Annotated in this window: 9 protein-coding genes; 2 read left to right on the top strand and 7 right to left on the bottom strand. The window is 71.7% G+C overall.

Annotation, left to right across the window (positions count from 1 at the left end; all coding sequences use genetic code 11):
• Nucleotides 1–10 precede the first annotated feature (10 nt).
• From efp to aroB, 3 genes are all read right to left on the bottom strand, one after another.
• Nucleotides 11–568, bottom strand: coding sequence for an elongation factor P (efp, locus tag CLT75_RS03285; protein ID WP_013285503.1), 558 nt, complete (start codon nt 566–568; stop codon nt 11–13).
• Nucleotides 569–680: 112 nt separating this feature from the next.
• Entirely contained in the window at nt 681–1,121 is a 441-nt protein-coding gene (gene aroQ / locus CLT75_RS03280; protein WP_128136458.1) for a type II 3-dehydroquinate dehydratase, read from the bottom strand.
• Nucleotides 1,118–2,194: a 3-dehydroquinate synthase gene (gene aroB, locus CLT75_RS03275; RefSeq protein ID WP_135239421.1), complete on the bottom strand. Its 1,077-nt coding sequence runs from the start codon at nt 2,192–2,194 to the stop codon at nt 1,118–1,120. The genes aroQ and aroB overlap by 4 nt, the downstream gene beginning before the upstream one ends.
• Nucleotides 2,195–2,286: 92 nt before the next feature.
• On the opposite strand from aroB, the gene CLT75_RS03270 reads away from it, so the two are divergent.
• Entirely contained in the window at nt 2,287–2,829 is a 543-nt protein-coding gene (locus tag CLT75_RS03270; RefSeq protein WP_135239420.1) for a DUF2243 domain-containing protein, read from the top strand.
• Complete coding sequence (locus CLT75_RS03265) at nt 2,826–3,614, top strand: cytochrome c oxidase assembly protein (RefSeq protein ID WP_135239419.1); 789 nt, start codon at nt 2,826–2,828, stop codon at nt 3,612–3,614. The genes CLT75_RS03270 and CLT75_RS03265 overlap by 4 nt, the downstream gene beginning before the upstream one ends.
• A gap of 224 nt (nt 3,615–3,838) precedes the next feature.
• On the opposite strand, the gene CLT75_RS03260 is transcribed toward CLT75_RS03265, so the two are convergent.
• The 4 genes from CLT75_RS03260 to CLT75_RS03245 all read right to left on the bottom strand — a co-directional run bounded on the left by CLT75_RS03260 (nt 3,839) and on the right by CLT75_RS03245 (nt 12,426).
• Nucleotides 3,839–4,348, bottom strand: coding sequence for a shikimate kinase (locus CLT75_RS03260; protein WP_135239418.1), 510 nt, complete (start codon nt 4,346–4,348; stop codon nt 3,839–3,841).
• Nucleotides 4,349–4,403: 55 nt separating this feature from the next.
• Nucleotides 4,404–5,582, bottom strand: coding sequence for a chorismate synthase (gene aroC, locus CLT75_RS03255; RefSeq protein ID WP_135239417.1), 1,179 nt, complete (start codon nt 5,580–5,582; stop codon nt 4,404–4,406).
• Between the two features lie 178 nt (nt 5,583–5,760).
• Nucleotides 5,761–6,261: a hypothetical protein gene (locus CLT75_RS03250; RefSeq protein ID WP_135239416.1), complete on the bottom strand. Its 501-nt coding sequence runs from the start codon at nt 6,259–6,261 to the stop codon at nt 5,761–5,763.
• 30 nt (nt 6,262–6,291) lie between these two features.
• Complete coding sequence (locus tag CLT75_RS03245; RefSeq protein WP_486485049.1) at nt 6,292–12,426, bottom strand: CBM96 family carbohydrate-binding protein; 6,135 nt, start codon at nt 12,424–12,426, stop codon at nt 6,292–6,294.
• Between the last annotated feature and the right edge of the window lie 66 nt (nt 12,427–12,492).

Below are 12,492 nucleotides of genomic sequence, written 5' to 3'. Positions count from 1 at the left end.
CCCTCGGCCATCAGGCTCGGCCGAGGTAACGGCCGTCGCGGGTGTCGACCTTGATCTTCTCACCGGTGGTGATGAACAGCGGCACCTGCACGGTCGCGCCCGTCTCGACGGTGGCCGGCTTGTTGCCGCCGGTCGACCGGTCGCCCTGCAGACCCGGCTCGGTGTAGGTGACCTCGAGCACGACCGAGGTCGGCAGCTCGATGTACAGCGGCACGCTCTCGTGGGTGGCGACGGTCGCCTCGGCCTCGGGGAGGAGGTAGTTGGCGGCCTCGCCGACGGTGCCGCCGGGGACGGTGATCTGGTCGAACGTCTCCAGATCCATGAAGACGTAGTCCTCGCCGTCGGCGTACAGGTATTGCATGGTGCGCTTGTCGACGGTCGCGGTCTCGACCTTGGTGCCCGCGTTGAAGGTCTTGTCGACCACCTTGCCGGACAGCACGTTCTTCAGCGTGGTGCGCACGAAGGCACCACCCTTACCGGGCTTGACGTGCTGGAACTCGACGACGGCCCACAGCTCGCCGTCCAGGTTGAGTACCAGGCCGTTCTTCAGGTCGTTGGTGGTGGCCATTTCCTGCCTTGATCATCAATTGGCGGACAGACCGTCCAAGTCTACTCGCTCTGTCGAATCGGACTCGCGCCACGGAACGGACCCGGCGCGAGCGCCGCCGGGTGGGACCGGCTCAGGCGCCTGCTGCCGGCCGGGCGGCCAGGTGGTGCAGCGCCAGCCGGTAGCCGTCCACGCCCAGCCCGCAGATCACCCCGGTGGCCACCGCGGAGACCACCGAGTGGTGCCGGAACTCCTCCCGGGCGTGGATGTTGGAGATGTGCACCTCGACCAGCGGGCCGCGCAGCATGGCGCAGGCGTCCCGCACCGCGACCGAGTAGTGCGACCAGGCGGCCGGATTGAGCACCACCGCCGCCGCCTCGTCGGCCGCCTCGTGCAGCCAGGCGAGCATCTCGTGCTCGGCGTCGGTCTGCCGGACCACCACGTCCAGGCCCAGCTCCCGGCCGTGCCGCTCGCAGTCGGCCACGAGCTGGGCGTAGCTGGTCACCCCGTACACGTCGACCTGGCGGGTGCCGAGCCGGCCCAGGTTCGGCCCGTTCAGCACGTACACCCTCACGAGCTGATCTCCTCGTACGCGGCGGCGAGCAGGTCGTCCGACGGCGCCTCCAGGATCGCCGGGCGGGCGAGCCCGTCGAGCACCACGAACCGCAGCCGGCTGCCCCGGGCCTTCTTGTCCACCCGCATCGCGGCCAGCAGGTCCGGCCAGGCGTCGGCCCGGTAGCCGGTGGGCAGGTCGAGCGCGGTCAGCACCCGGCGGTGCCGCTCCGCGTCGGCCGCGTCGAGCCGACCGGCGAGCCGGGCCAGCGTGGCGGCGTAGACCAGGCCGACCGCCACCGCGTGACCGTGCCGCCAGCGGTAGCCCTCCACCTTCTCGATCGCGTGCGCCAGCGTGTGCCCGTAGTTGAGCACCTCGCGTACCCCGGATTCGCGCAGGTCCCCGGCGACCACGTCGGCCTTCACGCGGACCGCGCGCTCGACCAGTTCCCGCAGCACCGGCCCGGCCGGGTCCAGCGCGGCGGCCGGATCCCGCTCGACCAGGTCGAGGATGACCGGGTCCGCGATGAACCCGCACTTGACCACCTCGGCCATCCCGGCGGCCAGGTCGGCCCGGGGCAGGCTGTCCAGCGTCGCCAGGTCGGCCAGCACGCCGGCCGGCGGGTGGAACGCGCCGACCAGGTTCTTGCCGGCGGCCGTGTTGATGCCGGTCTTGCCGCCCACGGCGGCGTCGACCATGCCGAGCAGCGACGTGGCGACCGGCACCCAGCGCACGCCGCGCAGCCAGGTGGCAGCGACGAACCCGGCGAGGTCGGTGACGGCGCCGCCGCCCACGCCGACCACCGCGTCGGTACGGGTGAACCCGGCGTCGCCGAGCCGGTCCCAGCAGGCCGCCGCCACGTCGACGTGCTTGCCCGCCTCCGCGTCCGGCACCTCGATCAGCAGCGGCGTCACGCCGCCCTCGCGGACGCCGTCGGCGAGCCGGTCGGCGAGCGCCTTGAGCGGCGGCGCGTGCAGGAAGGCCACCCGCTCGGCGCCGGGCAGCAGCCGGGGCGGCGGGTCCAGCAGGTCACGTCCCACGAGCACGTCGTACGGCCGCTCGCCGCCGACCGGGATCCGGGTCACCTCGTCCATCGCGGGCAGCCTAGTCCAGCGCGCCGCCCTCGCGCGGCGACTGTCCACTGGCTGGGTGTTTGCCCGGCCGCACGGCGGGTACGGCGGCCGGAATGAGTGAGACGACGGCACACACGACCCGACCCGAGTCCGCGACGAGCATCCGGCTGCCCGCCACGATCCTCGGCGTCGGGCTCGGCGGCTTCGTCGACGGCATCGTCCTGCACCAGGTCCTCCAGTGGCACCACCTGCTCAGCAGCACCGGCAGTGACCGGATCGGCGTCCGGGAGTACCCGGTGGACACGGTGCCCGGGTTGCAGATGAACACGCTCTGGGACGGCCTGTTCCACGTGGTCACCTGGGTGGCGGTGCTGACCGGCCTGGCCCTGCTCTACTCCCGTGTCACACACTCCCGGGGCCGGCTGTGGCGCTCGCCGATGCTGTGGGGCTGGGCGCTGATCGGCTGGGGCCTGTTCAACCTGGTCGAGGGCGTCATCGACCACCACCTGCTCGGCATCCACCACGTGCGCAGCGGCCCGAACCAGCTCTGGTGGGACCTCGGGTTCCTGGCCCTGGGCGTGGTGCTGATCGCTGTGGGCTGGGCGATCCAGCGCCGGGCCCGGGACGTGGACCTCTGCGCGCCGGAGCGCCGGTGACAGTGGCCCACGCCGGGCACGCCGACGGCGGCTTCCCGGTTACCGCGCTGATCCCGGTGGCGCTGTTCTGGGCGTACCTGGCCGCCGCGCTGCGGCTGCGTGACCCGGGCGGGCCGGGCTGGCCGCACGCCCGCACGGCGAGCTTCGGTCTGGGCGCGCTGCTGCTGGTGACCGGGCTGCTGTGGCCGGCCGGCGACTTCGTCGGGCACATGTGGCAGCACCTGCTGATCGGCATGCTCGCGCCGCTGGCGCTGGTGCTCGGCGCCCCGGTCACGCTGCTGCTGCGCACGCTGGACCGGCGTATCGGCCGGAGGCTGGTCCACCTGCTGCGGCACCCGGTCGCGCGGGTGCTCGGCCACCCGGTCACCGGCCTGCTGCTCACCGCGGGCGGGCTCTGGCTGCTCTACCTCACCCCGCTGTACCGGGCCACCCTGGACGACCCGGCCCTGCACACGCTCGTGAACGCGCACTTCCTGCTCAGCGGCTGCCTGTTCGCCTGGTCGATCGCCGGGCCGGACCCGGGACCGCACCGCCCTCGCGTACCGGTGCGGCTGGTGGTGATCGGCGTCGGGGTGGCAGCGCACGCCACCGTCGCCCAGCTGCTCTACGCCGGGCTGTTCGTCGACGTGCCGGCCACCGCCGCCGAGCTGCGGGCCGGGGCCACGCTCATGTACTACCTGGGTGACCTGGCCGAGATCGCGCTGGCGCTGGCGCTGCTCGCCACCTGGCGGCCCGAACCGGCCCGGCGCCGCCGCACCGCCGGGACCGTTGCGGCCAACGCCTGACCGGCCGGACCTGACCGAAGCGCCTTCTCACCCGCCCACGAAGTTCCACCCACCGACGTCATGCGCGCCGGCTGGAACGCCACGGGTGCCAAGAGGCCGAGGAGACATCCACCACGTTCCACCCACCACGTCATCAGCCGACGAGTGGAACACCACGGGTGTCATAACGCCCCCGAGACACCCACGGCGTTCCACCGAGGGAGCCGGACACGGAGGGGCGGTTGTCAGGGCTTGAGCAGCGCGGCGATCTCCGCGGCCAGCTCCTGCGGGGTACGCCCGTCGGTGACCACCGTCGCGGTCGCCACCTCGGCGTAGAGCGGGCGGCGCTGGTCCATCAGGTGCTTGAGCGTGGCGCGCGGGTTCAGCGCGAGCAGCGGCCGCCCGGCGCCGAGACCGACCCGCTTGAGCGCGTCGGGCAGCTCCACCGACAGGTGCACCACCGTGTGGCCGATCAGCGCGGCCCGGTTCTCCTCGGCCAGGACCGCGCCGCCGCCGAGCGCGAGCACGCCCGCGTGCGACGCGAGCGCCGCTGCCACGGCGGCCCGTTCGAGGGTACGGAAGTGCTCCTCCCCCTCGTCCACGAAGATCTCCGGGATCGGCTTGCCGGCGAGGTCCTCGATGTCGGCGTCGGTGTCCCGGAAGCCGACGCCGAGCGTCTCGGCGAGCGCCGTGCCGACGGTGGTCTTGCCGGAGCCGGGCGCCCCGACCAGCACGCAGACCGGCCGGGTGCTCATCGTTGCCACCTCTCGTTCGCGACTGCGGGACTCCGCTGCGCTGCGTTCCTCGCGCTCACCGGATCACCAGGCTGTCGAGGTAACCGGTCAGGTTGCGGCGCATCTCGGCTACCGAGTCGCCGCCGAACTTCTCCACCGCCGCCTCGGCCAGCACCAGCGCGACCATCGCCTCGGCCACCACCGCCGCCGCCGGGACCGCGCACACGTCGGAGCGCTGGTTGATAGCGGTGGCCGGCTCGCCGGTGGTCACGTCGATGGTGGCGAGGGCCCGGTTCAGCGACGAGATCGGCTTCATGGCCGCCTTCACGCGCAGCGGCTCACCGGTGGTGATGCCGCCCTCCAGGCCACCGGCCCGGTCGGTGATCCGCCGCACGCCGGTGGCGGTGGGCACGATCTCGTCGTGCGCCTCCGAGCCGCGCGAGCGGGCCTGCTGCCAGCCGTCGCCGATCTCCACGCCCTTGATCGCCTGGATCGACATGAGCGCGGTGGCGAGGCGGGCGTCGAGCTTGCGGTCCCACTGCACGTGGCTGCCCAGGCCCGGCGGCACCCCGTACGCGAGCACCTCGACCACGCCACCGAGCGTGTCGGCGGCCTTCTTCGCGGCGTCGACCTCGGCGACCATCCGGGCGCTGGCCTCGGCGTCGAGGCAGCGCAGCGGGTCCGCGTCGATGCGCGCGGCGTCCTCCGGCGTGGGGCGCAGACCCGGCTTGACCGCCACCGGACCCAGCTCGACCACGTGCGAGACGATCTCGACGCCAAGCGCCTGGCGTACGAGCGCCTTGGCGACGGTGCCCACCGCGACCCGGGCGGCGGTCTCCCGGGCGCTGGCGCGCTCCAGGATCGGCCGGGCGTCGGTGTGCCCGTACTTCTGCATGCCGGCCAGGTCGGCGTGACCCGGGCGGGGACGGGTCAGGGGCGCGTTGCGGGCCTGGCTCGCCAGCTCCTCCGGGTCGACCGGGTCGGCGGCCATCACGGTGCGCCACTTGGGCCACTCGGAGTTGCCGACCCGGATCGCCACCGGGCTGCCGAGCGTCACCCCGTGCCGGAGCCCGCCGATGATCTCGACCTCGTCCTGCTCGAACGACATCCGGGCACCCCGGCCGTAGCCGAGCCGGCGCCGGGCCAGCTCGCCGGAGATCTCCCCGGTGGTCACCTCGATGCCGGCGGGTACGCCCTCCAGCATCGCGACGAGGGCGGGTCCGTGCGATTCACCTGCAGTCAGCCAGCGCAACACGACGGTCAGTCTGTCACGCCCGGTGGTCACCGGCGTACGCCGCCCGCCGCATCCCGCCCTGCGGACATCGGTGTCACCTCAGCCCGCCCGGGCCTGCCGGATCGGTGAGACACGCCCTGGGTGAGCGCCGGTGCGGCACCCACCCAGGGCTGTCTCATCTGCCGAACAAATCAGGTTGCTATCGGTCGATAACCTTCACAGCGCCTGCCGGATTGAGGCCGGCCCAGATCTCGGCCGTCCGGCGGTCGACGCCACGGATGTAGACGTCGCCCTTCACCTCTTCCGGATGATGCCGTGAGCGGAGCAGATTCAGCGCCACCCTGCCGGCAAGCACCGCGACCGCCAGACCGAGTGCGATCAGCAGCAGCACGTTTCCGTTCCGCGCGTCGTCGCGAACGGAGTCGACGACGAACAGGACGACGAGCCCGGCCGCTGCGACGAGAACCGCCGGGAATACCGCGCGCCTCCACATCGCCTCCATCCGGCAGGTCAGGGCAAGCCGTCTTCCGGTTGCCGTGTCGACCGGAAGGCTCACCGCCGCCCGGCCCGGTCCGAACCGCCCCAGGGAGCAGGCGCGCACCGTGGCGAACGTTTCACTGCCGTCGGTGAGTGACCGTGGCGGAGGCGTCAACTGCCCGGCCGTACGGCCGGCCAACCAGACATCCACTACCGCGTCCATCTGCCCGCCTCTCCGGAACCCGCGCCTGGCCTAGGCACAGTACTTGGAGGTGAGCCAACCGTAACCGTGCTGGAATTTCCAACTCCGGTTCACCCACCAGCGGAAGTAACCCCTCATGTAGGCCCCGCGACGCCGGGTGCACGCCTCGTAGTACTCCCACACGATCCAGGCGATGGCGCCGGCCGCGACGGCGAACGCCGCACCCGCCGGGGGATAGAACACGCCCGCGATCGCGCCGATGATGGCGTAGGCGAAGCCCCATCTGGTCAAGAACTTCACGTCCCAGTTCGAGATGTAGCACTGGAACCGCCAGTCGACGCGGTAACCGCCCCACGTGCCCCACCAGTAGTACCACTTGCGGGTGCTGAGACTGGTGCGCCAGCACGACAGATTCCCGGAGAGGTCGTCCTTGTTGACCGCGTCGCCGGTGCCGTACTCGTACGGGTTGGCGTTGCCGCCGTACACCGAGTCGGTGGACAGGAAACGACTGGTGCCGGGGTTGTAGAGCCGGGAGCCCATCAGGATCGAGCCGTCGGGGGTGTCGGCGGCACGCTGGTGACTGCCGAGCCAGCCGTAGCGCCGGGTGCCGGCGTCGCCGGGATTGCGGGCGTTGCCGTGCTCGTCGTACTCGCTGGTGTAGGCCAGTCCCGCGCCGGTCTCGGTCATTCCGGCGACGAGGTCACCGTGCAGGTTGGTGATCCGCCACGCGACACCGGTGGAGTTCGTGAACAGGCCGGCGATCCCGGCCAGTCCGCCGATGGCACGGGAGTGGTTACCGCCGCCCTCATCGGTCCAGCTCGGGCTGTCCCCGTCGGTGCTGTAGTGGTTGATCCTGGTGAGGCTGTCACCCGTGTCCGTCCAGGAGCGGATCCGGGAGGACATGACGTCCAGCGTGTAGGTGGCGGTGCGCGTGCCCTTGGTGATGCTGCGCACCATGTCGTTGACGTGGTAGGCCATTGTGCTGCCGGCACCGCCGGCGACAGCGGAATCGGCGGCCGGCACGGTCAGCGTCCGGCCCAGGGCGTCATAGGTGTAGCCGGCACCGCTGGTGCGGTCGGCGCTGTCGTAGCTCCACTCCCGGGCGGTGCCGACAGTGGTCGCCTGGCACGCGCCGCCCGCCCCTGGCCCGTACGCCACCTGGTTGGTGCGGTTGGTGGCGGCGTCGAACTCGTACTTCCGGGTGGTGCACTGTCCGGCCACGGTGTCCGCCACGCCGGTGAGCCGGGCGGCGCCGTCATAGGTGTAGGTCTGCGCGGACAGGGTCGAGGTCCGGCTGCGCCACTGGTTGTGGACGCTGGAGACGGCGGTTTCGGTGTAGAGGGTGCAGTCGGCCTGGCCGCAGCCCGGTTTGGTGTAGGTGATGCCGCTGGCCGCGCCGGTCTCGTCGGTGGTGTGGCCGACCACGAGCCCGTTCGGCCAGGTCTGGCTGACCGGGTTCCCGTCGTGGTCGTAGGTGCTGGTGAAGGTGCCGGCCTGGCTGTCCGCCACCGACGTCGGCAGGCCACGTCGCTCGCTGCCGCCGTCGAAGGTGTAGGTGCGGGTGCCCTTGCCGTCGTTCACCGTGGCCGGTCGGCCGGCGATGTCGAAGGTGCTGGTGGTGGCGGTGCCGTCGGTGTCGGTGTACGACGTCATCCGGCCCAGGCTGTCGTACGCCCGGATCACCTCGGCCGTCACCGCGCCGGACGCGTTCACCGTCTGGGTCCGGACGGCCTGCCCGCTGGCCTGGTCGTACACGGTGCGCCGCTTCTCCAGCGCAGTGCCCAGACCCGCGGCGGTCACCGAGTTCTCCCGCTGGCGGCCGGCACCGTCGTAGGTGATCTCCGTCCGCCGCAGCTCAACCGATCCGGTCTTCGTCGACTGCACACGCGACTGCCCGTACATGTCGTAGGTGGTGACCGTGACCGGCACTTCCGGGCCGCTCTCCGGCTGGCCGCCGGTCTGGGTACGGCAGACCTGGCCGTGCCACTCCGGCCGGTTGCCGCACTCGGCGTGAGTGCTGTTGGCCGCCGCCGTGTAGTAGACGACGAGCCGGGTCGCCGGGGTGGTGTCCGCGCTGCCACCGGCCGGGGCCGTGGTGCTGATCACGCGGCCTTGGGCGTCGTAGCCGGTGCGCGTGATGAGATCCAGGTCGCCCGGGTCGACAGTCGACTTGACCGGCTGACGCAGGGTCCAGTCGTACTCCGTGGTCGTCGTGCGGTCGTCCGCGTCCACGGTCTGGCCGGCGTTCACGTAACTGACCGACACCCGCTCGGTGGTCAGCAGGCCGAACGGCCCACCGGTGCTCGGCGCCCCTTCGTCGTAGGTGCGCCGGGTGTGCTGCCGGCCGCGTACGACAGTGCCGGAGGCGAGCATGACGTCGTGTTCCGGGCCGAAGGTCTCCAGCAACCGCTGCCCGTCGGTGGAGTAGACGCTGACGCTGGCGAGTTTCGCCGCGATCTGCGCCTCGGCGCCGGCGGCGTCGCCGGGTGACGCGTCCAGCGCCCGCCGGCGGTTGCCCGGGGACAGTTCCTGCACGACGTTGCCGTACTGGTCGTACGACGTGCTGGTGATCTGCCCGTTCGGCTCGGCCACGTTCACCATGCGCGCGTTCGCGTCCAGGTACATGACCGTCGCCCGCTCGTAGGAGCCCGGCAGCGTGCCGGTCGCCGGGTCACCGGTCGGCACATGTACAGCCGGGAAGACAGCGGTGGCGTCGGTGGGCGGCTCGCTCTGCGCCCACCGGGCGGTCTGCGTGCCGGACAGGTCGTACGGCGCACCCGAGCCGGACGTCGGCACCTGGTAGACGACCGTCTCCACGGAGGTTCCCGCGGTCAACGCCGACCGGGTGACCTTGTGCAGACGGCCCTTGCCCGGGTCGCTCGGCGTCGTGGTGTACGAGAACTGCCACGGCTGCTGAGCCGGCGGGGTCAGCGAGACGATGATGCCGTTCGAGTCGTAGAAGTACACGGTGCGCAGCGAGTGCGAACCGGTGCCGTCGGTGTAGTCCAGCCGGGGGTCCGAGAAGCTCCGCAGCCGGCCGCTGTTGTCGTAGGTGTACCGGGCCAGCACGACGGTCCGCATCGCCGGGGTGGCGAGGTCCGGATCCCAGGCGGTGTAGGAGATCTGCTTCACCCGGCCGAGGTAGTCACCCCACTGGCCGTCGCCGAGCCCGGTGGCCGTGGTCGTGGTGGCGTAGGTGAAGGTCAGGGCCTGGCAGCCGCGGACCAGCGTGGCGCAGTTGACGCCGGTCGGCACCGGGGCGAGCAGGCGCGTCGGCCGCATGACGTCGCTGGTCCCCAGCGTCACCTTCTCCCAGGAGTAGGTGGAGGCGTTGCCCGAGCCCGGCGGCGTGACCGCGGTGGGGGTGTAGACGTTCGCCGGGTCCGTCGCGGTCCGGGTGAACGTGACCACGTTCCCCTTGTCGTCGGAGAGGGTGAAGGTGCTCGTGGCCGAGGCGAACGTCAGCTTGAAGGACTCCGCGCCGACCTGCGGCTCGTAGTTGACGCCGGCGCCGTCGACCTTCGTGAAGCCGATGGACGAGTCGTCCGGCAGGTGGACCTGCACGAGGCTGCCGTGGGTGGTCAGCCGGGTGTACGGCGCTTCCGCGTCGGACACCACCAGGCCGGACACCCAGCCCGGCCCGAAGAGCGGGTCGAGGCCGAGGGGCTGGCGGCTGTTGAGCGTACGGGAGACGGCCAGGCCGCCGGCCGCGACGTCGGAGGTGGTGATCTGGTAGTTGCCGGTGATCAGGTTGACCGAGCCGGGGCCCACCTCGGCTGCGGCGGCGGAGGCGAGGTCGCGGTCGAAGGTGAACTTGACCTGGTCCGCCGGTGCCCCGTAGTTGCTCTGGTTGAAGTAGGGCCGGACCTGGACGGGCCCGTCACGCGGGATGCCGGCCGCGTCCACCGAGGCGAGCGTGGCGGCGACGTCCCAGTTCAGCTTGGGCGCGATGCCACTGGCGAGTGTGACCGGCCAGGTGACCGGACCGCCACCGACGGCGTAGGTGACGTGACCCGCCGGGATGGTGACCCAGCCGTCCGAGCCGGCCCGCCGCCACTGATAGGTGACGTCGGCGAAGGACGGCGCGGCGGTCGAGCCGAGCGCGACCTTGGCACCGCTGATGTCGCCGGCCTTCGGCGAGTCCTGGGAGCCGGAGCCGACCTTGAACGGGTAGCTGCGCAGCGCGGTGACGTTGCCGGCCGAGTCCCGGGTCCGCACCCAGATGTTGTGCCAGCCCGGGGTGAGCGGCTTGATGCTCACGGTCGCCGCAGCGCCCGGGGCCGGGGCGTTCACCACCTTGTTGGGCGGCGACACGTCGAGGCTGTACTCGTAGGCGGCGGCGTCGGCGACACCGTTCGGGTCGAAGGTGAAGTTGCCGGCGACGTTCGCGTCGCCGCCCCACGCGTTCTCCGGGTAGGTGGTGGAGCTGACGATCGGCGGTGCGCCGATGGAGGTGTCCACAGTGAACTCACAGAACGACGACCAGTTGCCGTTGACGCTGCCGTCGTTGCCGCGGACCCGCCACTTGTACGACGAGCCGTTCGTCATCACGCCGGCCGGCACGGTGGCGGTGAAGGTGCTCCCGGAGGCGCCGGTGGCGGTGACCGTGCTGCCCAGCTTGGTGGTGCCGGTCAGCGTCCACCACTCCATCTCGGCCTTCACGGTCGAGCCCTCGCCGTCGGAGATGACCGACTTGAGCTGGGGGGTGGCGGTGTTGACGGTCGGCCGCGAGGTGCCGGTGACGCAGGCGGTCGACGGCACCGTGGAGCGGGTCCCGACGGTCGGGTACGAGTTGTACGTGACGACCGCGTACGGAACCTGGCTGCTGTCGACCGCGTTGCGGGAGCGGAACTGCTTGAAGCTGTTTGTCGTCGTCTCGTCGGTGCCGCGCACGCCCATGTAGGCGGTGGACTGCCCGGCCGTGGCGGCCCGCTGGAAGAAGCTGGTACCGCTGATGCTCACCCAGCCGTCGTTACAGGCGGACGAGAAGCCCTTGGTCTGGGTGGAGGTCGCCTCCTTCTGGATCCAGGCCGGCTGGGTGCCCCAGCGCGTGGCCGAGGACGCCGCGCCGGTGCTCCAGATCTCCCAGGAGGTGGCGGTGCAGGTGTGGGACCAGAAGTTCCAGAAGTAGACGGTCGCCGCGGTGATCTGCTTGCCGGCGAGCGCGGAGACGGGCCAGTGCACGAACGCCCGGGACTTGACGTTGGGTGAACCGGCGAGCAGGCCGAGCTGGAGGTCGTTCGCTCCGCCGCGGTCGACGTTGTCGCCCTCCTTCACGTACGTGTCGAAGGAGGTGTAGAGCGGGTTGATCTGCGGGTCGATGGTGACCGGGTACTGGGTGGCCGGGTCCTTCAGCCAGGCCAGGTCCGGCTGCAACCGCATGGTGAGCCCGCTCGCGGCCGCGCCGCGGTTCGCCGCCGCGGGCCGTTCCGCCTTGGTGCGGACCAGGGTGCGCCGGGTCGGCTCCTCCGAGCCGGGGGCGCGACGGGCGTCCCACATCTGCGGGGCCGGGACGGTGGCGAGCGGCTTGCCCTTGGCGTTGCGCAGCGTCAGGCCACCGGCCGAATCCTGCGTGAACGAAGCCAGCCCCTTACCGGTCAGGGGCAGCGCCAGCGAGGGCAGCCGGTCCACCGCGTCGCGGCTCTTCACGGTCAGGTACTGCGAGAAGCCGGTCCTGGTCGCCTCGACCACGAGGTCGATCCCGGGCGCGATCTCCGGGTACGTGGCGCGGTTCTGGTCGAGGACGGGCGCGGGCAGGGCACCCGGCCAGCCGAGGGCGAACCGGCCGTCGCCGGTACCGACCGCGGCGAGTTCGCCCGCACCGGAGCGCCTGCCGGAGATTCGCAGGTCCAGCGGATGCGCCACCGCCTGCACGGAGCCGTCGGCGGCGGGTTGCAGCCTGAGGTCGATCGGCACCCACTTCTGGTTCTGCCGCATCCGGACCGGGCCGGCGTGGACGGTCGCCTGGATGCGCCCGTCGGGATGGGCGACGTACTCGGCGGACTCGTTGGTCATGCCGGTGATGCGGACGTCTCGGCCCGTCATCCGTGCGGTGACCAGCGCCGCCATCTCGTCGGGGCGCTCCAGGACCTCGGCCGGTTTGGGCTTGGGCGCCGCCTCCGCCTCCGCCTGCCGGAGCGGGACGTCGGAGAGCGTCATCGCCATGGTGGCAGCCAGGGCGGCCACCGCGGCCCTTCCCCACCTGGATCTGAATCTTCTATCCAATGTGGACAGTGGTAGGACTTTTCGCAC

Source organism: Micromonospora sp. CNZ285 (genome assembly GCF_004637285.1).
Note: the sequence above shows the minus strand (reverse complement) of the source record. Positions and strands in the feature narration are given on the sequence as shown.